The following is a 22,815-nucleotide window of genomic DNA, read 5'->3' on the forward strand; positions in this document are numbered from 1 at the left end:
CATCCTTCTTGGCTCAAGCAAGGTTGTCTTGTGCGAACCGTCCGCGACCCATCAGGCTTCGCGGGGCGTTCGGAAGGCCCGGCTGTCCAGCGCCTTCAGTGATCAGATGGGACCGGGAGAAGCTGATTCAAGGGTCCGGCCGCCCGGGCGGCCTTCGCGTTTTGACCCTCGCGGCGGCTCGGGGTAGTCCGGGCGGGCCTTGGGGGCCGATCGAGAGACGCATGACCAGCAGACCCTTCGCCTCGCCCGCCGTCCTGCCGCGCCGCGCGGTCCTGGCCGGCGCCGCCGCGCTCCTGCCGGGGCTCGCCGCCTGCGGACCCAAGCCTGACGGCGCGCCGAAGAAGAAGCCCGGCGGCAAGCCGACGACCCTGGAGGGCGCGGTCGCCGGCGACTGGCGCGCCCCGGCCGACGTCGCCCGCGACCGCTGGCGCCATCCGGCCCGGAGCCTGGCCTTCTGGGGCGTCAAGCCCGGCTCGACGGTGGTGGAGTTCTGGCCCGGCGCGGGCTGGTACAGCGACATCCTGGCCCCGTTCCTGGCGGCCACCGGCGGCAAGCTCTACGCCGCCACCCTGCAGACCGGCGCGCCGAACGATCCGGCCGCCGACCAGGTGGTCGAGGCCTATCGCAAGCGGCTCACCTCGCGCCCCCGGCTCTACGGGCGGGTGGAGATCACCGCCTTCGGCCCCACCAGCGGCCCGGTGGCGCCGGCCGGCTCGGCCGACGTGGTGCTGTTCCTGCGCAACGTGCACAACTGGATGGCCGCCGGCATCGCCGAGAAGGCGTTCCGCGACGCCTACGCCGCGCTCAAGCCGGGCGGCTACCTGGGCGTGGAGGAGCATCGCGCGGCCCCCGGCGGCGTGCAGGACGCCATGGCCGCGAACGGCTACGTCCAGCAGGCCTATGTGATCGAGCTGGCCAAGGAGGCCGGCTTCGTCCTGGACGAGGCCAGCGAGCTCAACGCCAACCCCAAGGACACCCGCGACCATCCCTTCGGCGTCTGGACCCTGCCGCCCACGCGCCGCTCCTCGCCGCGCGGCCAGCCGGACGATCCGAACTTCGACCATTCCAAGTACGACGCCATCGGCGAGAGCGATCGGATGACCCTGCGCTTCGTCAAGCCGAAGTTGGCCGCGCCGCCGCCTCAGGGCTGAGTCCGGCGGCTCTCGATCAGCGCCTCGTCGCCGACGGGCGCGCCGGCCGCGGCGTTTACTTCATGCGCGCCAGACGCCAATGTGCCGGCGCACGGCTTAGGGGGCGGCTGCATGGCGACTTTGGAAGAACTCACCGAACGCATCCGTGCGGCGGTGGCCGCGGGCGAGGGCCTGGACAAGACGATCAAGCTCGACCTCAAGGGCGAGGGATTCATCCACGTGGACGGCGCGAACGTGGTCAACGAGGACCGCCCCGCCGACCTGACCGTCTCCATCAGCCGTAAGGATCTGGTGGCCATGGGCAAGCGCGAGCTCGATCCCATGAAGGCCATCATGACCGGCCGCCTGAAGATGTCGAACATGGGTCTGGCGCTTTCGCTCCAGCCGAAGATCCAGGCCCTGTTCTCGAAGATGGCCTGAGGCGGCGATGACCGAACAGGCTCCCCTCGTCGCCGTGGCCTCCGCGCCCGTCCCGCCGGGCGGCGGCGCGGAGTGGTTCTTCGGCGCCGACGGCGCGCGCCTGCGCGCGGCGCTGTTCACGCCGGCGGGCCCGGTCCGCGGCTCGGTGGTGCTCAGCCCCGGCCGGACCGAGGTGATCGAGAAGTATTTCGAGGTGGTGGGCGAGTTGAACGCCCGGGGCTTCGCCGTGCTGGTCCACGACTGGCGCGGGCAGGGGCTCTCGCACCACGAGCTGGACGACCGGCTCAAGGGCCATGCGCGGGGCTATGGCCCGTTCCTGTCCGACTATGCGGCCCTGCTCGCCGCCTTCGAGGCGCGGCTGCCCGGGCCCTGGATCGCGGTCGGCCATTCCATGGGCGGATGCCTGACCCTGCTGGCCCTGGCCAAGGGCCAGGCGCCGCGGTTCGCCGCGGCCGTGCTCTCCGCGCCGATGTTCGCCCTGCAGTTCGGCAAGGCGCCCAAGGGCGTGGCGCGGGTCCTGACGGCGTTCAACCTGCTGATCGGCCGGTCGGGCGGCTATGTGCTGGGCGATCCGGGCAAGCCGTTCGACCGCACCTTCGAGGGCAATGTCCTGACCCACGATGCGGCCCGCTTCGCGCGCCAGCACGACCAGATCGACGCCGAGCCGGATCTCGCCCTGGGTGCGCCCACCTGGGGCTGGCTCGACTTCGCCTTCAAGGCCACGGGCGAGCTGGCCCGGCCCGGCGCGCTGGCGGCGGTGACCTTGCCGGTCACCGTCTGCTCGGCCAGCGAGGACGCCCTGGTCGACAACGTGGGACAGCAGGCGGTCGCCGAGGCCCTGCCCGACGGCCGCTTCGTCGTGGTGCGCGGCTCGGCCCATGAGATCCTCATGGAGACCGACGACCTGCGCGCGGCGTTCTGGGTCGAGTTCGACGCCCTGGCCGACAGGGTCGCCCCGCCGCAGCGGGGCTGAGCCCGTCGTTCGAAACGCCGGTCAGGACTGGGCGGCGAGCTTGTCCTGGGTCTTCAGCTCGAAGTCGCTGGCGTCGTGCCGTTCCAGGAGCTGGCTGGACGGCTCGCCCCAGCCGCGGTTGACCATCCGGCCGCGCTTCACCGCCGGCCGCTCGGAGATCGCGTCGGTCCAGCGGATCACGTTCTTGTACTCCTGCACTTGCAGGAACTCGCCCGCCTCGTAGAGCAGCCCCTTGGCCAGGCCGCCGTACCAGGGCCACACGGCGATGTCGGCGATGGTGTACTCGTCGCCGGCCAGGTACTCGCTCTCGCCCAGGCGCTTGTCCAGCACGTCGAGCTGGCGCTTCACCTCCATGGCGAACCGGTCGATCGCGTATTCGATCTTGGTGGGCGCATAGGCGTAGAAGTGGCCGAAGCCGCCGCCGAGGTAGGGCGCGCTGCCCATCTGCCAGAACAGCCACGACAGGCACTCCGCGCGCGCCGGCTGCCGGGTCGGCAGGAACGCGCCGAACTTCTCGGCCAGGTGCACCAGGATCGCGCCGGATTCGAACACCCGGATCGGCTCGGGCCCGCTGCGGTCCATCAGCGCCGGGATCTTGGAGTTGGGATTCACCGCCACGAAGCCGCTGGAGAACTGGTCGCCCTGATTGATCTGGATGAGCCAGGCGTCGTACTCGGCGCCGCTGTGGCCCAGCTCCAGGAGCTCCTCCAGCATCACCGTGGCCTTAACGCCGTTCGGCGTGGCCAGGGAGTAGAGCTGCATGGGATGGCGCCCGACGGGCAGGTCCTTCTCGTGCGTCGGGCCGGAGATCGGCCGGTTGATGTTCGCGAACCTGCCGCCGTTCTCCTTGTTCCAGGTCCAGATCTTGGGCGGCGTGTAGGCGGATGAGTCGGCCATTCCGTTTTCCTCCGGGCTTCTCGGCGCACTCTGGGTGGGCGCCCTCGCCATGTGGGTTGCTCGCGGCGCTGTCGCCAGAGGCCAGGCGCCGATCAGCGGAATGTTGGCATGTGGCGCGCCATAAGGCCATCGCGCCGGCGCCGGCCCTAGCTGGGCGGCATCGCCCCGGCGGCCAGGATCTCCACCGCCTCGTCCAGCAGGGCCTGGTCGCCGGCCATGACGATCTGGCCGCCGTCGAGGCCGATCTCGTGGCCTTTCCAGTCGCTCACCGCCCCGCCGGCGCCGGCGATCAGCGGCACCGCCACCTCGATGTCCCAGCACTTGCAGACGCGGCTCTCGGCGACGAGGTCGACGGTGCCGGCGGCCACCATGGCGTAGCCGTAGGCGTCGCAGCCCAGGCGCGAGAGCTTGGCCCGCGCGTTCAGCTCGCGCCAGACGGCCCGCTCGGGCGGCTCGAAATAGCTCGACGGGTCGGTGGAATGGATGATGGCGTCGGACAGGGGAACGCCCGTGCGCGTCTTCAGCGCCCGTTCGCCCGCGCGGCTCACCAGGCGCGATCCGCCCGCGTGGCCGATGAACACTTCGCCGATGTAGGGTTGGCCGATCGAGCCCAGAACCGGCCGGCCCTCGTGGCGCAGGCTGATCAGGGTGGTCCAGACCGGCAGGCCGGCGATGAAGGCGCGCGTGCCGTCGACCGGATCGAGCACCCAGACGAACTCGGCGTCGTCGCGCTCGCGGCCGTATTCCTCGCCCACCACCCCGTGCTCGGGATAGCGCTCGGCGATCAGTTTGCGGATGGCCGCCTCCGCGCCGCGATCGGCGGCGGTGACGGGATCGAATCCCTTGGCCCCGCCCTTGTCCTCCAGGCCGTGGTCGGCCCGGAACAGCGGTAGGATCACCTCGGCCGACGCGCGGTTGAGGTCGAGGACGAAGGATTCCAGGTCGGCGAGGCGGCGGGCGTCGAGCATGGATGCTGCTCTAGCCCGCCGTGGGCCGTTACGAAATCCCCCAAGATCGCGCCGGGCGGGCGCTTTCGCCCTTTTGGCGCGTCCGGGCCGTCTTGCGAGGCTCAGCCTTGGTCGACGTCGCCGTTCAGGGACTTGGCCAGGTCCAGCAGGCGGCGGCGCGGACGCTCGCCGAGCTGGTAGTAGGCGCGGATCAGGTCCAGCGTCTCCTTGCGGGCGAACATTTCGCCGCCCGCCTCGCCGGCTTCGCCTGCGGCGTGCTCGCGCTTGGCCGTGTCGGTCAGGCCGTCATAGAAATAGCCGACCGGCACTTCGAGCGCTTCTGACAGTTGCCACAGACGCGCGGCCGAGATGCGGTTGGCGCCGCACTCGTACTTCTGGATCTGCTGGAAGCGAACGCCGCAGGCGCCGGCCAGTTGCTGCTGGGTCAGGCCCAGCAGGCGGCGGCGGCGGCGCAGGCGCTTGCCGAGATGAACGTCGATGTCGTTGCCCATGGGCCTCATAGCCCCCTCACAAGGTTAAGTCGCCACGCCGTCCCGATGCGGGACGGGTCGGGCCACGCCGGGCAAGTCGCGCGCCAAGCGAGCACGGCTCGCGCGAGACTCATTGCGCGGGGGGCGCGCTGCGCCGTACTAGGGGCCATGGCGGATCGACGGCCCTCCCTGGCCCAGGACCTTCTTTGGCGGCTCGAGGGCTTCGCCTACGACCTTTTCACGACATTTGTCAGAACCTTGCCGCTCGACACCGCGTCCGACATCGGATCGTGGCTGCTGCGCCGGCTCGGGCCGCTCACCAGCTCGCACCGCATCGCGCGGATCAACCTGAAGATCGCCTTTCCCGACGCGCCCGAGGACGAGATCGAGCGCCTGCTCGACGACCAGTGGGGCCAGCTCGGCCGCTGGCTGATGGAGTTTCCGGTGCTCGACCGGATCATCGCCGATCCTGAGCGGGTGGAGGTGGTGGGCGCCGAGCGCCTGGCGCAGATCGCCCGCGATCGCGAGCCGGTGGTGTTCGTCTCCGGCCATTTCTCCAGCTTCGAGATCATGCCGGCGGCGATCCTGCACGCGGGCGTGACCTGCCAGATCACCTACCGGGCCACCAACAACCCCTACGTCGACGAACGCATCAAGGCCGCGCGGCGGCGCTACGGCGTCACCCTGTTCGCGCCCAAGGGCGGCGATGGCGCGCGCGAACTCCTGGAGGCCCTGGGCCGCGGCGAGTCGGTGGCGCTGATGAACGACCAGAAGTTCAACGGCGGCGTGGCCGCGCCCCTGTTCGGCGTCATGTGCCACACAGCGCCCGGGCCCACGCGCCTGGCGCTCCGGTTCAACGCCGTGCTGCAGCCCATGAGCGTCCAGCGCAAGGACAAGGCGCGCTTCCGGGTGGTCGCCCACGAGCCGATCCACCTGGCGCGCACCGGCGACCGCACGGCCGACATCGAGGCTGGCGTGCGCCAGGTGAACGCCTTCATCGAGGAACGCGTGCGCGAGCGTCCCGCCGAGTGGTGGTGGGTGCACAAGCGCTGGCCCGCCGAGGTCTACAAGAAGGCCGGCTAGGGCGCGCGCTGTACGAGAACCGTCCCGATCGCGCTCGTTAAGGCTTTATTCTGGTTCACGCCCCAGGCTGGTCGTCGAGTGGGGGCTCAACAGTAATGCGTTTAGTTGACCGCGTATTTGATGACGGCTTTGACGGCGTCGCGGTCTACTCCCGATCCCTACAACCTTGGCGTTTAGTCACCGTTCTGGTTGTGGCGCCCCTTATTGTCGCCCTGCTGGGCGCGCGCCTGGGTCTTGCTTGGGCGGTCGCGCTGGTCCTCAGCGAGGCGGCGGTGCGGGCGGCCTCCCGTCCGTTCGTGCTGGGACGGCCGATCGACCTGAGCCGGCGGCTCGCGTTTCTGACGGCCACCCTGTCGGTCAATTTCTGCTGGATCGCGCTGTCGCTGCTGTTCTGGTTCGATCCGTCACCGGGCTCGCCGTTCATCGCCCTGATCGCCTGGGCCTGCGTGCTCCTCGGCGGGATCAGCTTCGCCTTCCGCTCGCGCCTGGCCACCATGGCCCTGGCCGCGCCGGTGACCGTGGTGATGCTCGCCGCCCCGGTGCTCGCCCCGCGCTTCGGCGGGGCCCAGCAGGCGCTGGTGATCGTGGGCCTCATCGCCTGCGCCGCCTACGCCTGGATCTCGGCGCGCCGCAATCTGGACGGCGCGCACGCCGTGGCCCGGGCGAGCGCCGAGCTGGCCGCCCAGAAGCACGCCGCCGAAGCCGCCAACCGCGCCAAGTCCGCCTTCCTGGCGATGATGAGCCACGAGCTGCGCACGCCCATGAACGGCGTGCTGGGCATGGCCCACGCCCTGGAGACCACCGCCCTCGACCGCCGGCAGCGGGAGTATCTGCATACGCTCATCCGCTCGGGCGACGGGCTGATGGCCATCCTGGACGACGTGCTGGACCTGGCCCGCATCGAGGCGGGGCGGATGGAGGTCGCCGACGAGGCGTTCGACCTGCACGACGTGGTGGTCCGGGCCCAGGGGCTGTGGCGCCAGGCGGCCGACGACAAGGGCCTGTCGATGGCCTGCGAGATCGCCGAGGCCGCGCCCGCGTGGGTGCGCGGCGATGGCGTGCGCGTGCGCCAGATCCTGCTCAATCTGATCTCCAACGCCGTGAAGTTCACCGAGGCGGGCGAGGTGCGCGTGGCCCTGCGGCCGGCGCGTGGCGGCGGCGTGGAGCTGGCCGTCTCCGACACCGGCATGGGCATCGACGAAGCCACCCGCGCGGGCCTCTTCCAGAGCTTCACCCAGGCCGAGGCCGGCGGCGCGCGCCGCCATGGCGGCGTCGGCCTGGGCCTGGCCATCTCCCAGGACCTGGCCCGGCTCATGGGCGGGATGATCGAGGTGGACACCGAGCCGGGGCGCGGCTCGACCTTCTACGTGCGCCTGCCGCTTGCGGCGGTGGAGCCGCCGGCCCCCGCCGCGCCCGCGCCGCCCGCCGAACCGGGCTGTCTGGCCGTGCTGGTGGTGGACGACAACGCCGCCAACCGCGCCGTAGCCGTGGCCCTGCTGGAGGCGCTCGGCGCTCTGCCGCGCACGGCCGCCGACGGCGCCGCGGCGCTGGCGGCCCTGAACGAGGCGTCCTGCGACCTGGTGCTGATGGACATCCACATGCCGGGCATGGACGGGGTCGAGGTGGCCCGCCGCATCCGCGCCGGCGAGACCGGCGATCCGGAGGTGCCGATCATGGCGCTCACCGCCGACGCCATGGCCGGCGCGCGCGAACGGCTGCTGGCGCAGGGCTTCGACGACTATCTGACCAAGCCGATCAGTCCGGCCCGCCTGGCCCAGGCGCTGGCCCGCGTGGAGCCTCGGGCCTAGCCCTGGGTCTCGCGCCAGCGCGCCAGGGCCTCGGCCGGTCCGGCGTAGGCTTCCTGCAGCGGCGCGCTCCAGTAGCGCAGGGCTTCCAGCGGGATCAGCTTGCCGGACACCGCGCAGCGCACGAAGCGGCCGGGCTTGAGCACGACGAAGTCGCCGTCGCCGTAGTGCAGCACGGCCAGGTCGCCGGCTTGGCCGGCCAGATCGCGATCATGGGCGTTCATGCGGCCTATGTAGCGCGCCGCGCCGGTTCAGAACAGATCGCCTTGTGTCGCGCCTGGATCGGACGGCCCGCCGGGTTCCGCGCGCCGGGCGGCCTTGGGCTTGGCCGCCGGCGGTTTGGCCTCGCCGTCGATCACCGCGCCGCGCGGCCCGTCGGCGAACACCAGGCTCACCGCCTCGCCCGCGGCCAGCGAGGCGGCCGCCCGCACCAGGCTCCCGTCCTCCCGGTGCACGCGGGCGAAGCCGCGGCTGAGCGGGGCGTCGGGGTTCACCGCCGCGTGCAGCTTGGAAAGGCCCGCCAGCCGCTCGCTCAGCCGGTCGAGCTGGCGGCGCACGCTGGGCTCCAGCCGCGCCGCCACGGCGCCCAGCCGGTCGGCCTGCACCTGCTGCGGCCGCTGCAGCAAGAGCGGCGACAGGCGCGAGGCGACCCTGACCATGTCGCGCTCGTGGGCCGAGACGTTCTTCTCCAGCGCCGCGCCCAGCCGCCCAGCGGCGATGTCCAGCCGCTGGCCGGCCATCTCGACCAGGTCCGGCACGCGGGCCAGCGCGCGCTCGGCCGCCTGCACCCGCCCGCGCCGGTCCTCCACCAGCCGCCCGCCGGCCCGGTGCATCCGCGCGCCGAGGTCGGCGGTCAGGGCCTTCAGCTCGGCCAGCACGGGCGTCGCCATCTCCGCCGCCGCGGTGGGCGTCGGCGCGCGCCGGTCCGAGACGTAGTCGATCAGCGTGGTGTCGGTCTCGTGGCCCACCGCCGAGATCAGCGGGATCGCCGATGCCGCCACCGTCCGCGCCAGCCCCTCGTCGTTGAACGGCCACAGGTCCTCCACCGAGCCGCCGCCGCGGGCCACGATGATCACGTCCGGCCGCGGGACAGGCCCGTCGGCGGGCAGGGCGTTGAAGCCAGCCACCGCCGCGCTCACCTGGGCGGCGGCCTGGTCGCCTTGCACCACCACCGGCCAGACCACCACCCGGCAGGGCCAGCGGTCGCGGATGCGGTGCAGGATGTCGCGGATCACCGCCCCGGTCGGGCTGGTCACCACGCCCACCACCGAAGGCGACTCCGGGATCGGCAGCTTGCGCGAGGTCTCGAACAGACCCTCCGTGGCGAGCTTGGCCTTCAGCCGCTCGAGCTGGGCCAGCAGCGCGCCGATGCCGGCGGCCTCCATGGTCTCGATGACGATCTGGTAGCGCGAGCCGGCCGGATAGGTGGTGATCTTGCCGGTGACGATCACCTCCAGCCCCTGTTCGGGCCGCACCTTCAGCCCGCGCACCGAGCCCTTCCAGACCACGCCGTCCAGCGCCGCGCGCTCGTCCTTCAGCGTCAGGTAGACGTGGCCGTTGGAATGGAAGGTCACCTTCGACAGCTCGCCGCGCAGGCGCACGAAGCCGTAGGCGTCCTCGATCGTCCGCTTCAGCGCGAAGGCGAGCTCGGAGACGGAGTAGGGCTTGGCGTTGGACTCGGCTTCGGCGGCGTCGGTCATGGGGTCAGCCTAGCGGCGCGGGCCGCCCGCCTAAAGCCCCGTGGCGAACAGGTCGACCTTGCCGATCGGAACGCCCTTGGCCCGCAGGATCGCGTAGGCCATCGACAGGTGGAAATAGAGGTTGGTGTTGGCGAACACCGTCAGCCACTGGGCGGCCGGCAGGGTGGGCGCCATCCCGGGGGCGATCTCGTAGGTCAGCGGAACCTCGTCCCGGCCGGCGAACTGCTTGGCTGTCAGTCCCGCCAGATAGGTTCGCGCCTCGGTCAGCGCGGCCCTGAAGCCGGCCACGTCCATGTCGGCGGTCACCTCGGCGGGCTCGGGCAGGCCCGCCGCCCGCGCCGGCCACCGCCGCGAGAAGTTGGCCACCACCATCAGCTGGAAGCTCAGCGGGTTCATGTCGTCGATCAGCCGCCAGTTCAGCAGCTCGGCCTCGCCGACGCCGTTGAGCGCGGCGAACTCGACGCCCTTGTCGAGCAGGTGGATCGCCGTCCCCGCCTGCCGCGAGAACAGATCGATGAACGTGTAGAGACTGACGGCCATTGGTTCCTCCCCGACGTTTGGCGCCGCACTTAGGTAGACGGTCGCCGCAAACGAACATCCCCGCCCAGGGGCGGGGATGTCGGATTCCTGGGGATAAGCGCCGGCCGGCCGGCGCTTTCGCCTAGATGTAGCGGCGCAGCGAGCGGGCCAGCTCGTTGGCGCCCGACTTCTTCTTGGTCTGCGCCGGCTGGTAGGCCACCCGCGCGTGTTCCACGCAGTAGGGCCCTTCGGAGGCGCGGCGGCCGCAGAAGGTGAACTCGTCGGAGGCCGGATCGCCGATCGGCCACTTGCACATGTGCGCGCCGAGCGTCAGCACCGTGGCCGAGCCGGGCGTCTCGTCCACGTAGCGCACCGGCGAGGGGGTCGGCGTCGCCGTGGCCACCGGCTGGGCCGTGCGCGGCTCGGCGATGCGGCGCGGCGCCGAGGGCGCGGCCGCGGCCGGACGATGCGGACGCGGCGCCTTGAATGCGGGACGAGCGGGCTTCGAGGGCGCGGCCCGGCCCGACAGGCCCAGGCGATGCACCTTGCCGATCACGGCGTTGCGGGTCACCCCGCCGAGTTGTTTGGCGATCTGGCTCGCCGACAGGCCATCTTGCCAGAGCTTCTTCAGCGTTTCGACGCGTTCGTCCGTCCAACCCATGTCCAGCCTCCCACCGCTGCAAGTCGGTCCCGGCGCCCCACCGGGATCAACATCTTGTGGCGACAAGCAACGCTTGCCTCCACGAACCACTAGATATCGTAAACGCTTCCTTAATGACCACAATAGGCGCCCTTGCCTTCGTCCACAGGAACTAGATGTTGGGTCGTTGAGTCGCACCCTTGCGGCAGGCCGTGCTTAGGCGCACATCACGACGCATGAACGATCTCGCCGCCGCGCCGAACGCGCCCTCGACCGTCGATCTGACCTTGAATCCGCCGTCCGAGGCGGTGGTTCCGCCGATGCCCCGTGACTACCAGGGCTTCAACTGGGCGGGGTTCACCACCCTCTACCTGCGCGAGGTCAGGCGCTTCTGGAAGGTGGGCATGCAGACGCTGGCCGCCCCGGTGGTCACGGCGCTGCTCTACATGATGGTGTTCGTCGTGGCCGTGCGCGGCGCGGCCCCGCCGGTGCACGGCACGGCCTTCTCCACCTTCGTGGCGCCGGGCCTGATCATGATGTCGATCCTCAACAACGCCTTCGCCAACTCCTCTTCCAGCCTGCTGCAGGCCAAGTTCAACGGCCTGATCGGCGACTTCCTGACCCCGCCGCTCACGCCCCTCGAACACGTGGGCGCCTTCTCCCTCGGCGGGGCGACGCGGGGCGTCCTGGTGGGGGCGGTGACCTGGGCCGCGGTGCTGCCGTTCGCCCACCTGCCCATCGCTCATATCTGGGCGGTGCTCTACTTCGGCATAGGGGCGGCGCTCATTCTGAGCATGCTGGGGATCATGGCCGGGCTGTGGGCGGAGAAGTTCGACCACATGGCCGCGGTGACCAACTTCGTGATCATGCCCATGACCTTCCTGTCGGGCACCTTCTATCTGGTCGACCGCCTGCCCGAGCCGTTCCGTTCGGCCAGCCGCTTCAACCCGTTCTTCTATCTGATCGACGGCTTCCGCTACGGCTTCATCGGCCATGCCGAGAGCAACATCCTGGCCGGCGTCGGCATGACCGCGGGCATCGCCGTGGCCTTCGCCTTCATCTGCCTTTGGATGTTCGAGACCGGCTACAAGCTGAAGACCTGATCCCTTCGCGCCGGCCCGTCCGGGCCCGCGCGCCGGCCGCTCCACCCACCCGATCCGCGCTCCGGCCTCCCGCCGGAAGCCGCCTTCGCGCGCCGATCTCCAAGGTCGGCGCGCAATTCATGTTGCGCGATCCAAATTTATGTAATACACAACTACATCATGTCAGAGACCCGTACATACAATTCCCGTCTGCGCCAGGAACAGGCCGAGGCCACCCGCGAGCGGATCGTGGAGGCCATGGCGGCCATACTGGCCGAGGACGGCCGGATCGAGGCGGCCACCAACCGCGCCGTGGCCCAGCGCGCCGGCGTCACCGACGTGACGGTCTATCGCCACTTCCCCAGCCGCGAGCTGTTGCTGCGCGCGTTGTGGGAGCACCTGAACCGGCGCAACGGCGCCAATGTCGGCATGCCGGAGGGCGAGGCCGAGCTGGTGGGCAACATCGCCCCGCTGTTCGCCACCTTCGACGCGGCGCCGGCCCACATCACCGCCGCCGTCACCAGCGAGCACGGCCGCGAGATGCGCGGCAGCCTCGACCCCGTGCGGCGCGAGGCGTTCCTCGACGCGATCGCCCAGGCCGCGGCCGGGCTGTCGCCCGCCGAGCAGGCCAAGGCCGCCGGCGTCATCCAGCTGCTGCACTCGGCCTACGCCTGGCTCTCCCTGCGCGAGCAGTGGAACGTCACCGGCCAGGACGCGGCGGACGCCGCCGGCTGGGCCATCGAAACCCTTCTCGCCGATCTCCGCGCCCGCGGCTCGGCCCCGCTCAAGCCCCGGGACCAAGGGCCATCCCCTGCTACGGACCAATCGAAATGATCGCTCACTTCTCAATCCCCGCGCGTGATCCCCAGCGCGCCGCCGAGGTCTTCGGCCGGCTCATCGACGGCGCCGTCATGCCGTTCCCCGTGGTGCCCGGCGCTTGGGTGGCCATCGCCCACGACGGCTCCGGCGTCGGCGTCGAGGTCGTGCCCGCCGCCACCGCCCACCACATGGGCCAGGGCGAGGCCGGCGTCGCCCACGGCGGCCCCGTGGTCATGCCCTGGGAGACCCAGATCCGCCAGGACGGCGATCCCGAGGCGGCCAACGGCATGCACGTGGCCATCACCAGCCCGCTGTCGGTCGAGGAGATCATCGAACTGGGCGAGGCCGAGGGCTGGCGCGCCGTCCACTGCGATCGCGGCGGCGTGTTCGACCTCGTCGAGCTGTGGGTCGACAACCGCACCCTGGTCGAGGTGCTCGCCCCCGAGGGCACGCGCCGCTACCTGGCCTTCTACAACCCGGCGGTGGCCGCCGGCATGTTCATGGGCGCGCCCGCCTAGGGCGCGCCGGACCCCTGCGGTCCATTGACATTACGGCGTTCAAACCCGAAAACGTCGAGCCTTCCAGTCCCCGTCGCCCAGCGGCGGGGACGCTTCTCTTTTGGAGGGCTCCTCCCGTGACTGAAAAGACCGCGACGCAAGCCGCGCCCGTTCCCAGCGACCATCTGATGGGCGTGTACAGCCGCACCCCGCTGGCGTTCGAGCGAGGCCAAGGCGCGCGCCTTTTCACCACCGACGGCGAGGTCTACCTCGACTGCCTGGCCGGCATCGCGGTGAACGCGCTGGGCCACGCCAATCCCAAGCTCGTCCAGGCCCTGAAGGACCAGGCCGACAAGCTCTGGCACGTGTCCAACATCTTCACGATCCCGGGCCAGGAAAAGCTCGCCAAGGCGCTCACCGACGTCACCTTCGCCGACGAGGTGTTCTTCACCAACTCCGGCGCCGAGGCCATCGAGTGCGCCATCAAGACCGCGCGCAAGTACCACTGGGTGAAGGGCGCGCCCGAGCGCATCGACATCATCGGCTTCGAGGGCTCGTTCCACGGCCGCACGCTCGCCGCCGTCAACGCCTCGGGCAACGCCAGCTACCTGGAGGGCTTCGGCCCGCCGATGCCGGGCTTCGTGCACCTGCCGTTCGACGACATGGAGGTCCTGAAGGCGGCGGTCGGCCCGACCACGGCGGCGGTCATCGTCGAGCCCGTGCAGGGCGAGGGCGGCGCGCGCGCCCTCTCCGAGGCCAGCCTGAAGGCCATGCGCCAGATCTGCGACGAAGCCGGCGCCCTGCTGATCTTCGACGAGATCCAGTGCGGCCTCGGCCGCACCGGCAAGCTCTTCGCCCATGAATGGGCCGGCGTGACGCCCGACATCATGGCCGTCGCCAAGGCGCTCGGCGGCGGCTTCCCCGTCGGCGCGTGCCTGGCCACCGCCGAGGCCGGCCGCGGCATGACCTTCGGCTCCCACGGCTCGACCTACGGCGGCAACCCGCTGGCCATGGCCGTGGGCCTGGCCGCCCTCGAGGAGCTGGTGAAGCCGGAACTGCACGCCCACGTCCTGGAGATCGCCGGCTACTTCACCCAGCAGTTCGCCGGGCTGAAGGAGCGCTTCCCCGACGTGATCGTCGACATCCGCGGCAAGGGCCTGCTGATCGGCCTGAAGCTCGCCACGCCGAACCGCGAGTTCATGCAGCACGCCCGCGATCAGCGCCTGCTGGTCGGCGGCGGCGGCGACAACTGCGTGCGCCTCCTGCCGCCGCTCAACCTCACCCTGGAGGAGGCCCGCGAGGCCGTGGAGAAGATCGAGCGCGCCTGCGAGGCCGCCCGCGCCAAGGCCAGGACCGCCGCATAGGACACCCTATTCCGCTCACCCCCGCGAAAGCGGGGGGCCAGATCAAGCGCTCCGCGATCCCTGCAACACCGGCCACGTCCGGGTGATCGCGGAGTCATTGGGGACCCGCCCATGACCAACTCACCCAAGACCGCTCCCCGGCACTTCCTCGACCTGTGGCGGCTTGAGCCGCACGAGCTGCGGCTCATCCTGGACGACGCCAAGGCCCGCAAGGCCGCCCGCAAGGGCTGGCCGCAGGGCAAGGTCGACGCCGACGCGCCAGCCAGGGACCGCGTGCTGGCGATGATCTTCCAGAAGAACTCCACCCGCACGCGCTTCTCCTTCGACGCGGCGATCCGCCAGCTCGGCGGCTCGGGCATCATCTCCACCAGCGCCGACATGCAGCTCGGCCGCGGCGAGACCATCGAGGACACCGCCAAGGTGCTCTCGCGCATGGTCGACGCGGTGATGATCCGCGCCAATCGCCACGAGGACGTCGAGGCCTTCGCCGAGGTCGCCACGATCCCGGTGATCAACGGCCTCACCGACAAGAGCCATCCCTGCCAGATCCTGGCGGACCTGCAGACCTTCGAAGAGCATCGCGGCTCGCTGGAGGGGCGCACGATCGCCTGGGTGGGCGACGGCAACAACGTCTGCTCCAGCTTCATCCACGCCGCCCCGGTGTTCGGCTTCAAGCTGAACATCGCCGCGCCGAAGAAGTACTACCCCGACCTGTCGGACCTGGCCCGCGCCCGCGAGGCCCAGGGCCGCATCGAGGTGACCGAGGATCCGCGCGAGGCCGTGCGCGGCGCAGACTGCGTGGTGGCCGACACCTGGGTCTCCATGGGCGACGCCGACAAGGACGAGCGCATGGCCGCGCTCGAGCCCTATCAGGTCGACGACAAGCTGATGGACCTGGCCGCCGCCGACGGGGTGTTCCTGCACTGCCTGCCCGCCCACCGCGGCGAGGAGGTGACCGAGTCCGTCATCGACGGCCCGCGCAGCCTGATCTGGGACGAGGCGGAAAACCGCATCCACGCCCAGAAGTCGATCCTGGCCTGGTGCCTCGGCGCCATCGGCTAGAGCCGACGGGCCGCGAAAGCCCCCCTATCCCCTGGGGGGGCGGCCGAACTTCGCCGCCGCGTCCATGCGCCGGCTCGCAAAACCGTCGCTCGCGCCCTATATGGCCCGACCATGTCCCATAGCCTGACCTCCGCCGCCGACGATCTCGTCGGCGTGTTCCAGATCGAGGGCGAGCCCGTGCGCGGCCGGCTGGCCCGGCTCGGCCCCGCGATCAACGAGATCCTCAGCGGCCACGCCTATCCCGAGGCCGTCGCCAACCTGCTTGGCGAGACCTGCGCGCTCGCCGCCCTGGTCGGCTCCAACCTGAAGTTCGAGGGCCGGCTGATCGTCCAGGCCCAGGGCTCCGGCCCGGTGCGCTATGTGGTCGCCGACTACGACACCTCCGGCGCCCTGCGCGGCTACTGCCGCTACGACGAGGCCGCGGTGGCCGAGGCCGCCAGCGGCTTTTCCCGCCCCGGCGCGCGCACCCTCCTGGGCGACGGCGTCTTCATCATGACCGTGGACCAGGGCCCGGACATGGACCGCTACCAGGGCGTCACCGCCATCGAGGGCGAGACCCTGGCCCTGTGCGCCGAGCAGTACTTCGCCCAGTCCGAGCAGACCCCCACCCGCGTGCGCCTGGCGGTCGGCCAGGCCGACCAGGGCCAGGGGCCCAAGTGGCGGGCCGGCGGCGTCCTGATCCAGAACATCGCCGAGGACGAGGCCCGCGGCTCCACCGAGGAGGCCTGGACCCGCACCCAGGCCCTGTTCGAGACCCTCGGCGAGGACGAGCTGATCGATCCCCAGCTCTCGGCCGAGACCCTGCTTTTCCGCCTGTTCCACGAGGACGGCGTGCGCGTGTTCGAGCCCAAGCCGCTGCGCGCCTTCTGCCGCTGCTCGCACGAGCGCATCAAGACGGTGCTGGCCTCGTTCGACCCGGCCGAGCGCGCCGACATGGTCGAGCCCGACGGCAAGATCCACGTCACCTGCGAATACTGCAGCCGCGTCTACGCCGTCGAGCCGGCCGAGTTGGAACACGTCTGAGGCCGTCCCGGCTCACCGCCCGGTCCGAGATGCTCCCCCTCTGGGGGAGCTGTCGCGGAGCGACTGAGGGGGACTTTGACTCCTCCGCGCCCCGCTAGCCGCAGTCCCCCTCAGGCCCTACGGGCCAGCTCCCCCAGAGGGGGAGCATCTGATTGGCCGGGTCCGTGGCTCACCCCTCCCGCGCAGCTTCCAGAGCGGCGATGTCGAGCTTGACCATCTTCAGCATGGCCTGGACGGCGCGCTTGGACTTCTCCGGATCGGGACCGCCCAGCAGGGCCGGCAGGGCGCTGGGCACGATCTGCCAGGACAGGCCGTAGCGGTCCTTCAGCCAGCCGCACTGGCTGGGCGCGCCGCCGTCCACCAGCTTGTCCCAGTAATAGTCCACCTCCGCCTGGTCCTTGCAGTCGACCACGAAGGAGACAGCCTCGTTGAAGCTGAAGTGCGGCCCGCCGTTCAGCGCGGTGAAGCCCTGGCCGTCCAGCTCGAACTGGATGGTCATCACCTGGCCGGCCGGCCCCGCGCCGCCCTCGCCATAGCGGCTGACCCCCGTGATCTTCGAATTGGGAAAGACCGAGACGTAGAAGTTCGCCGCCGCCTCGGCCTGGTCGTCGAACCACAGGAACGGATGGGGCTTGGGCATGGTCTTCCTCCAGACGGCGATGCGGTGTCCGCCCCCAGGACGAACGGGCCCGGCCCGTTCCGACAGGCCGCCCGCTATTCGCTCATGAACCTGGCGAACGCCTCGGCGTAGTCCGGGTGCCAGCGCGACAGGGCCGGGCGGTTCTCGATGATGTCCTGGGCGGCCCACAGCATGCGCTTTTCGTCCGTCGCCCGCGTCACGTCGTTGTCCGGGCACAGGATGTAGAAGTCGCCGCGCGCCAGGCTCTGCAGCATGAAGTCGGCCACCTGCTCGCCGGTCCACGCGCCGGGCGGCTTTTCCTTGGCGCGGGTGATGCCGGTGAAGGTGAAGCCGGGGATCAACAGGTGCGCGCTGATCCGGCAGCCCTCGGTGTTGCGCAATTCGTGCTGCAGCGCCTCGGTATAGGCCTTCAGCCCGGCCTTGGAGACGTTGTAGGCCGCGTTGCCCGGCGGGGTGGTGATGCCCTGCTTGGAGCCGGTGTTGATGATGAAGGCCGGCCGGCCCGCCTCGATCATCGCCGGGGCGAAGGCCTGCACCCCGTTGATCGCGCCCCACAGGTTCACCTCCATCAGCGTGCGCCACTGGTCCGGGTTCTTCCAGCAGCCGCCGGGATTGAGGCCGATCCCGGCGTTGTTCATCAGGACGGCCACGTGCTCGTAGCGCTTCAGCGTCTCGTCGCGCAGGTGGTCCAGGGCGTCCGGGTCGGCCACGTCCGTCGCCACCGCCAGCACGCGCCCGGCGCCGAACGCCTCGGCCAGCTCGTGCGCCGCCGTGTCCAGCGCCGGCCCCGGCAGGTCGGCCAGCACCACCGACAGCCCCATCTGGGCGAAGCGCCGCGCGCAGGCCAGGCCGATGCCGCTCGCCCCGCCGGTGATCACCGCCGCGCCGCCGGCGGACAGTTGGGGCAGGGTGGATGGATCGCTCATGGCCGGGCCTCCAGGCTTGGAAAGTCGAGAGACTTAGCGCGCCTGCGCGACCCGCGCGAGACGGGCGCGCATGCGGGAGGCGCCAGATGCTCCCCCTCTGGGGGAGCTGTCGCGAAGCGACTGAGGGGGACTTAAGACTCTAACGTCCCCCTCCGTCTCGGCGCGCAGCGCCGATCCACCTCCCCCACAAGGGGAGGATCCCTGGCTCAGGCCGCGTCCAGCGCCCGGCTGACGTCGCGCACCAGGTCGCCGGCGCCTTCCAGGCCCACGCTCATGCGCACCCAGCCCTCGGTCAGGCCGATCTCCAGCCGCTCGGCCTCGGGCATGGAGCGGTGGGTGGTGGTGCACGGGTGCGTCGCCATCGACTTGGCGTCGCCCAGGTTGTTGGAGATGTCGACGATGGCCAGGGCGTTCAGGAAGCGGAACGCCGCCTCGCGGCTCCCCAGGTCGAAGGCCACCACGTTGCCGCCGCCGGTCATCTGGTTGGCGATGATCGCCGCCTGCGGATGGTCCGGCCGGCCCGGATAGAGCGTCTTCTTCACCTTGGAGCTGGCGGCGATCGCCCCGGCCACCTTGCCGGCGTTCTCCGCCTGGCGGCGCACGCGCAGCTCCAGCGTCTCCAGGCCCTTCAACAGCACCCAGGCGTTGAACGGCGACAGCGCCGGGCCGGTGTGGCGCAGGATGTCCTTGTAGGCTTCGGTCATCAGCTCGGTGGAGCCCAGGATCGCCCCGCCCAGCACCCGGCCCTGGCCGTCGATGTGCTTGGTGGCCGAATAGACGACGATGTCCGCGCCCAACGCCAGCGGCTTCTGGAACACCGGCGTGGCGAACACGTTGTCCACCACCAGCTTGGCGCCGGCCGCGTGGGCGATCTCGGCCACCGCGCCGATGGCGGTCACTTCCAGCAGCGGATTGGCCGGGCTCTCCACCAGGAAGGCCTTGGTGTTGGGCCGCACCGCGTTCTTCCAGGCGTCCAGGTCGGTGGCGTCCACATAGGTCGCCTCCACGCCGAACCGGGGCAGCCACTCGGAGATGATCCAGCGGCACGAGCCGAACAGGGCCCGGCCCGCCACCAGGTGGTCGCCGGCGCGCAACAGGCCCGACAGCGCCACGTGGATCGCCGCCATGCCCGAGGCCGTGGCCCGGCAGGTCTCCGCGCCCTCCAGCAGCGCCATGCGGTCCTCGAACATCTGCGTCGTCGGGTTGCCGAAGCGCTGGTAGATGAAGCCTGGCCCGCCGCCGAACCGCTCGTCGGCCGCCTCGGCGGTGTCGTAGGCGAAGCTCTGGGTGAGGTAGAGGGCCTCGGAGATCTCGCCATAGGGGCTGCGCATCATGCCGCCGCGCACCAGCTTGGTCTCGAGTTCCCAGTCGTTCGGGTTTTCGGCCATGGCCATCTCCTTGCCGGCGTGGCGCCGCGCGCGCTTGAAGGGGGGCATGAACCGCGCTCGGAACGCCCGGTCAAGCCAGGAAACCTGCCCTGCGGCGCCAGAATCCTTGCCAGACTCGCGCCGGGCGGCGAGTGTCCGCCGACCATGACCGAGCCTTCCGCGGCGGGCATCCTGCCCTGCCAGTCCATCGACGCCCTCATCGACCAGCGCGCGATCACCTCGGCCTCGCCCTTCGACGCCGACCAGGTGCAGCCGGCCAGCCTGGACCTGCGGCTGGGCGCCAGGGCCTGGCGCGTGCGCGCCTCCTTCCTGCCGCGCCATGGCGTGAAGGTGGCCGACCGCATCGCCGACGTGGCCATGCACGAGCTCGACCTGACCAAGGGCGCGGTGCTGGAGCGCGGCTGCGTCTACATCGCCGAGCTGCAGGAGCGCCTGGCCCTGCCCCGGGGCGTCTCGGCCCGCGCCAATCCGAAGAGCTCCACCGGCCGGGTCGACGTCTTCGTGCGCCTGCTCTCCGACGACCAGCCGGCCTTCGACGACGTGGCGGAGGGCTACTCGGGGCCCATCTACATGGAGATCGCGCCCCAGACCTTCTCGATCCTGGCGCGCACCGGCACGCGGCTGAACCAGCTTCGGCTCAAGGCCGGCGAGCCGCCCAAGCTGGAGATGCGCAGCGTCGGCGTCGACCTGTCGGTCACGCTCGCCGGCTTCCGCGCCCGCCGCCACGCCGGCGTCATCGACATGGACCACATCGACGGCCACGACCCGCGCGACTTCTGGGAGCCGCTCACGCCCCGCCGCGGCGAGCTGCTGCTCGATCCGGGCGAGTTCTACATCCTGGCCTCAAAGGACCCGATCGAGATTCCGGTGCTGCAGGCCGCCGAGATGACGCCGATCGACCCGGCGGTGGGCGAGTTCCGCGTGCACTACGCCGGCTTCTTCGATCCCGGCTTCGGCACGGAGGAGGCCGGCGCCGTGGGCTCCAAGGCCGTGCTCGAGGTGCGCAGCCACGAGACGCCGTTCCTCTTGGAGGACGGCCAGACCGTGGCCCGCCTGGTCTACGAGCCGCTCACCGCCCGCCCGACCCGCCTCTACGGCGAGGGCGGCAGCCACTACCAGCGCCAGGGTCTGAAGCTCTCAAAGCACTTCCGCCCCTGGGGGAACTGACGGCGCGTCCTACTCGGCGACCGCCGTCCCCGGCCGTAGGTAGATCGACCGCTTGGGCCGGGCCAGCACCCGCCGCACCATCGGCTCGAACGCCTCCAGCGGCATGGATTCATAGTCCGGATCGAAGCTGTTCTGGTCGTACAGGTGGCAGAACTGGGCGGTGTACTCGAACCACTCGTGCCCGCGGTACTGCTCGCGCATGTCGCGGTCCAGGCCCAGGTGGTGGAAGAAGTAGTAGCCCTGGAAGATCCCGTGCTTGTCCAGCATCCACCAGTTCTGCCCGGACACGTAGGGCTTCATGATCGTGGCGCCGAGTTCGGCGTGGTTGGCCGGGGCCAGCATGTCGCCGATGTCGTGCATCAGGGCGCAGACCACGTATTCCTCGTCGCGGCCGTCCTTGAAGGCGCGGGTGGCGGTCTGCAGCGAGTGCTCCAGCCGGTCCACCGGATAGCCGCCGCAGTCGCCCTTCAGCATCATCAGGTGCGCCAGCATGCGGTCGGGCAGCTCGCGGTTGAACGGCCCAGCCGCGCGCATGATCGCGCCCCAGTCCTCCTGGGTGCCCTCGGTCATGGCGGTGAACTTCGCCTGGTCCAGAATCTCTCCGTCCGCCACCTCGGCCTCCCGGTTGATCAGAGTTTAGGCCATGGTGCGGTCGCCGGGCCGTCCGGTCAACGCGGCGCTACCGGCGCCGGCCCCGGGCCGATAGACATCGCCGCCTTCAGCCAAGGCCAAGGACCGCGTTCGTGACCGTCAGCGTCTTCGATCTCTTCAAGCTGGGCGTCGGCCCTTCCAGCTCCCACACCATGGGGCCGATGACCGCCGCCGGCCGCTTCCTCGACCGCCTGGCGCAGGCCGGCCGCCTGTCCGAGGCCGCCCGCGTGGAGACCCGCCTGTTCGGCTCCCTGGCGCTCACCGGCGCCGGCCACGCCACCGACCGGGCCGTCATCCTCGGCCTGGCCGGCTTCTCCCCGGCCACCATCGACCCGGACCTCGCCGACGCCGCCCTGGAGGAGATCCGCGCGCAGGGGCGCATGGCCCTCGGCCGCGGCGGTCCGTCCATCGCCTTCGAAGAGGGGCGCGACATCGCCTGGGAGAAGCGCAAGCGCTTGCCGCAGCATCCCAACGCCCTCAGCTTCCACGCCTTCGACGCGGCGGGCGGTCTGATCGGCGAGCGCGCCTACTTCTCCATCGGCGGCGGCTTCGTGCAGGACGAGGACGAGTTCGGCGCGCCGGTCGCCGCCGAGCGCGCGCCGGCGCCCTATCCCTTCGCCTCGGGCGAGGAGTTGCTGGCCCTGGCCGAGCGCGAGGGCCTGACCATCGCCGCCCTGATGCGCGCCAACGAGCTGGTCCTGCGCTCGCCCGAGGCGCTGGACTCCGGGCTCGACGCCATCGCCGCGGCCATGGAGGCCTGCATCGATCGCGGCGTGCGCCAGGAAGGCGTGCTTCCCGGTTCCCTGAAGGTGCGCCGCCGCGCCCGCCAGGTGCTCAACGAGCTGACCACGCGCATGGAGCGCAACGTGGCCGATCCCCTGGCCGCCCTCGACTGGGTCAATCTCTGGGCGCTGGCCGTGAACGAGGAGAACGCCGCCGGCGGGCGCGTGGTCACCGCCCCCACCAACGGCGCGGCGGGCCTCCTGCCCGCGGTGCTGCGCTACTACACCCGCTTCCATCGCGGGCACGCCGACGACGTGCGCACCTTCCTGCTCACCGCCGGCGCCATCGGCGCGCTCTACAAGCTGAACGCCTCGATCTCGGGCGCCGAGGTGGGCTGCCAGGGCGAGGTCGGGGTCGCCTGCTCCATGGCCGCCGCGGGCCTCTGCGCCGTGCTCGGCGGAAACAACGCCCAGGTCGAGAACGCCGCCGAGATCGCCATGGAGCACAATCTCGGCCTGACCTGCGATCCCATCGGCGGGCTGGTGCAGATCCCCTGCATCGAGCGCAACGCCATGGGCGCGGTGAAGGCCATCGACGCCGCGCGCCTGGCCCTCTTGGGCGATGGGCGCCACACGGTCAGCCTGGACAAGGTCATCGCCACCATGAAGCGCACCGGCGAGGACATGAGCGAGATCTACAAGGAGACCTCCCTGGGCGGCCTCGCCGTCAACGTGGTGGAGTGCTGAGGCTCTAGCCGAAGCCGGGCGGCCGGCGGGCGGGGGCTGTTTCCCCGCCGGCCGCCGCGGCCGTCGCGCGAGGCAGGTGTGCGGAACCTCGCGCATGGTCC

General features: G+C 71.0%; 24 protein-coding genes. 13 read left to right on the plus strand and 11 right to left on the minus strand.

The window, feature by feature from the left end:
- Positions 1 to 221 precede the first annotated feature (221 nt).
- The 3 genes from ACE3TA_RS13850 (at position 222) to ACE3TA_RS13860 (ending at position 2,544) form a co-directional block, all read left to right on the plus strand.
- A complete protein-coding gene (locus tag ACE3TA_RS13850; protein WP_374574629.1) occupies positions 222 to 1,151 on the plus strand; it encodes a class I SAM-dependent methyltransferase in 930 nt (309 codons plus the stop codon).
- A 111-nt stretch (positions 1,152 to 1,262) separates the two neighbouring features.
- Positions 1,263 to 1,571 carry an SCP2 sterol-binding domain-containing protein gene (locus ACE3TA_RS13855; RefSeq protein ID WP_374574631.1) on the plus strand — a complete coding sequence of 103 codons (309 nt, stop codon included), beginning with the start codon at positions 1,263 to 1,265 and terminating at the stop codon, positions 1,569 to 1,571.
- A 7-nt stretch (positions 1,572 to 1,578) separates the two neighbouring features.
- The gene (locus tag ACE3TA_RS13860; protein WP_374574633.1) at positions 1,579 to 2,544 is read left to right on the plus strand and encodes an alpha/beta fold hydrolase; all 966 of its coding nucleotides are present in this window, start codon (positions 1,579 to 1,581) and stop codon (positions 2,542 to 2,544) included.
- A 21-nt stretch (positions 2,545 to 2,565) separates the two neighbouring features.
- Here ACE3TA_RS13860 and yghU read toward each other — a convergent pair whose 3' ends face one another.
- The 3 genes from yghU to ACE3TA_RS13875 all read right to left on the minus strand — a co-directional run bounded on the left by yghU (position 2,566) and on the right by ACE3TA_RS13875 (position 4,909).
- The gene (gene yghU / locus ACE3TA_RS13865; protein WP_374574635.1) at positions 2,566 to 3,441 is read right to left on the minus strand and encodes a glutathione-dependent disulfide-bond oxidoreductase; all 876 of its coding nucleotides are present in this window, start codon (positions 3,439 to 3,441) and stop codon (positions 2,566 to 2,568) included.
- Between the two features lie 146 nt (positions 3,442 to 3,587).
- On the minus strand, positions 3,588 to 4,409 hold the full coding sequence (gene hisN / locus ACE3TA_RS13870; protein ID WP_374574637.1) for a histidinol-phosphatase: 822 nt from the start codon (positions 4,407 to 4,409) through the stop codon (positions 3,588 to 3,590).
- A 101-nt stretch (positions 4,410 to 4,510) separates the two neighbouring features.
- The gene (locus tag ACE3TA_RS13875; protein WP_374574639.1) at positions 4,511 to 4,909 is read right to left on the minus strand and encodes a helix-turn-helix domain-containing protein; all 399 of its coding nucleotides are present in this window, start codon (positions 4,907 to 4,909) and stop codon (positions 4,511 to 4,513) included.
- 138 nt (positions 4,910 to 5,047) lie between these two features.
- Here ACE3TA_RS13875 and ACE3TA_RS13880 point away from each other — a divergent pair, with 138 nt between their 5' ends.
- Positions 5,048 to 5,962: a lysophospholipid acyltransferase family protein gene (locus ACE3TA_RS13880; RefSeq protein ID WP_374574641.1), complete on the plus strand. Its 915-nt coding sequence runs from the start codon at positions 5,048 to 5,050 to the stop codon at positions 5,960 to 5,962.
- 191 nt (positions 5,963 to 6,153) lie between these two features.
- Complete coding sequence (locus tag ACE3TA_RS13885; protein WP_374574643.1) at positions 6,154 to 7,770, plus strand: ATP-binding protein; 1,617 nt, start codon at positions 6,154 to 6,156, stop codon at positions 7,768 to 7,770.
- Here ACE3TA_RS13885 and ACE3TA_RS13890 read toward each other — a convergent pair.
- The 4 genes from ACE3TA_RS13890 to ACE3TA_RS13905 form a co-directional block, all read right to left on the minus strand.
- Positions 7,767 to 7,991 carry a DUF2093 domain-containing protein gene (locus tag ACE3TA_RS13890; RefSeq protein ID WP_374574644.1) on the minus strand — a complete coding sequence of 75 codons (225 nt, stop codon included), beginning with the start codon at positions 7,989 to 7,991 and terminating at the stop codon, positions 7,767 to 7,769. The two genes, ACE3TA_RS13885 and ACE3TA_RS13890, sit on opposite strands and share 4 nt — an antisense overlap.
- Before the next feature lie 27 nt (positions 7,992 to 8,018).
- The gene (gene xseA, locus ACE3TA_RS13895; protein ID WP_374574646.1) at positions 8,019 to 9,467 is read right to left on the minus strand and encodes an exodeoxyribonuclease VII large subunit; all 1,449 of its coding nucleotides are present in this window, start codon (positions 9,465 to 9,467) and stop codon (positions 8,019 to 8,021) included.
- Positions 9,468 to 9,497: 30 nt separating this feature from the next.
- A complete protein-coding gene (locus tag ACE3TA_RS13900) occupies positions 9,498 to 10,007 on the minus strand; it encodes a DUF1993 family protein (RefSeq protein WP_374574648.1) in 510 nt (169 codons plus the stop codon).
- 121 nt (positions 10,008 to 10,128) lie between these two features.
- A complete protein-coding gene (locus tag ACE3TA_RS13905) occupies positions 10,129 to 10,647 on the minus strand; it encodes a GcrA family cell cycle regulator (RefSeq protein WP_374574650.1) in 519 nt (172 codons plus the stop codon).
- 266 nt (positions 10,648 to 10,913) lie between these two features.
- On the opposite strand from ACE3TA_RS13905, the gene ACE3TA_RS13910 reads away from it, so the two are divergent.
- From ACE3TA_RS13910 to ACE3TA_RS13935, 6 genes are all read left to right on the plus strand, one after another.
- Positions 10,914 to 11,729: an ABC transporter permease gene (locus ACE3TA_RS13910; RefSeq protein ID WP_374574832.1), complete on the plus strand. Its 816-nt coding sequence runs from the start codon at positions 10,914 to 10,916 to the stop codon at positions 11,727 to 11,729.
- A 159-nt stretch (positions 11,730 to 11,888) separates the two neighbouring features.
- Complete coding sequence (locus ACE3TA_RS13915; RefSeq protein WP_374574652.1) at positions 11,889 to 12,542, plus strand: TetR/AcrR family transcriptional regulator; 654 nt, start codon at positions 11,889 to 11,891, stop codon at positions 12,540 to 12,542.
- Entirely contained in the window at positions 12,539 to 13,045 is a 507-nt protein-coding gene (locus tag ACE3TA_RS13920) for a hypothetical protein (RefSeq protein WP_374574654.1), read from the plus strand. Before ACE3TA_RS13915 ends, ACE3TA_RS13920 begins: the two co-directional genes overlap by 4 nt.
- Before the next feature lie 167 nt (positions 13,046 to 13,212).
- Positions 13,213 to 14,388, plus strand: a complete 1,176-nt coding sequence (locus ACE3TA_RS13925; protein ID WP_374574834.1) for an aspartate aminotransferase family protein — start codon at positions 13,213 to 13,215, stop codon at positions 14,386 to 14,388.
- A 111-nt stretch (positions 14,389 to 14,499) separates the two neighbouring features.
- Entirely contained in the window at positions 14,500 to 15,450 is a 951-nt protein-coding gene (gene argF / locus ACE3TA_RS13930) for an ornithine carbamoyltransferase (protein ID WP_374574656.1), read from the plus strand.
- 111 nt (positions 15,451 to 15,561) lie between these two features.
- Complete coding sequence (locus ACE3TA_RS13935) at positions 15,562 to 16,473, plus strand: Hsp33 family molecular chaperone (protein WP_374574658.1); 912 nt, start codon at positions 15,562 to 15,564, stop codon at positions 16,471 to 16,473.
- A 169-nt stretch (positions 16,474 to 16,642) separates the two neighbouring features.
- On the opposite strand, the gene ACE3TA_RS13940 is transcribed toward ACE3TA_RS13935, so the two are convergent.
- The 3 genes from ACE3TA_RS13940 to metZ all read right to left on the minus strand — a co-directional run bounded on the left by ACE3TA_RS13940 (position 16,643) and on the right by metZ (position 19,427).
- Positions 16,643 to 17,113 carry a VOC family protein gene (locus tag ACE3TA_RS13940; RefSeq protein ID WP_374574660.1) on the minus strand — a complete coding sequence of 157 codons (471 nt, stop codon included), beginning with the start codon at positions 17,111 to 17,113 and terminating at the stop codon, positions 16,643 to 16,645.
- A 74-nt stretch (positions 17,114 to 17,187) separates the two neighbouring features.
- Entirely contained in the window at positions 17,188 to 18,039 is an 852-nt protein-coding gene (locus ACE3TA_RS13945; protein WP_374574662.1) for an SDR family NAD(P)-dependent oxidoreductase, read from the minus strand.
- A 206-nt stretch (positions 18,040 to 18,245) separates the two neighbouring features.
- Complete coding sequence (metZ, locus tag ACE3TA_RS13950) at positions 18,246 to 19,427, minus strand: O-succinylhomoserine sulfhydrylase (RefSeq protein ID WP_374574836.1); 1,182 nt, start codon at positions 19,425 to 19,427, stop codon at positions 18,246 to 18,248.
- Positions 19,428 to 19,571: 144 nt separating this feature from the next.
- Here metZ and ACE3TA_RS13955 point away from each other — a divergent pair, with 144 nt between their 5' ends.
- Positions 19,572 to 20,594, plus strand: a complete 1,023-nt coding sequence (locus ACE3TA_RS13955; protein ID WP_374574664.1) for a 2'-deoxycytidine 5'-triphosphate deaminase — start codon at positions 19,572 to 19,574, stop codon at positions 20,592 to 20,594.
- A 9-nt stretch (positions 20,595 to 20,603) separates the two neighbouring features.
- Here ACE3TA_RS13955 and ACE3TA_RS13960 read toward each other — a convergent pair whose 3' ends face one another.
- The gene (locus ACE3TA_RS13960; protein WP_374574666.1) at positions 20,604 to 21,206 is read right to left on the minus strand and encodes an HD domain-containing protein; all 603 of its coding nucleotides are present in this window, start codon (positions 21,204 to 21,206) and stop codon (positions 20,604 to 20,606) included.
- Between the two features lie 131 nt (positions 21,207 to 21,337).
- Between ACE3TA_RS13960 and ACE3TA_RS13965 the strand changes: the two genes are divergently transcribed.
- On the plus strand, positions 21,338 to 22,714 hold the full coding sequence (locus ACE3TA_RS13965) for an L-serine ammonia-lyase (RefSeq protein WP_374574668.1): 1,377 nt from the start codon (positions 21,338 to 21,340) through the stop codon (positions 22,712 to 22,714).
- The last annotated feature ends 101 nt before the right edge of the window (positions 22,715 to 22,815 follow it).

Source organism: Phenylobacterium sp., from assembly GCF_041916435.1.
In the GTDB taxonomy this organism is placed as follows: domain Bacteria; phylum Pseudomonadota; class Alphaproteobacteria; order Caulobacterales; family Caulobacteraceae; genus Phenylobacterium.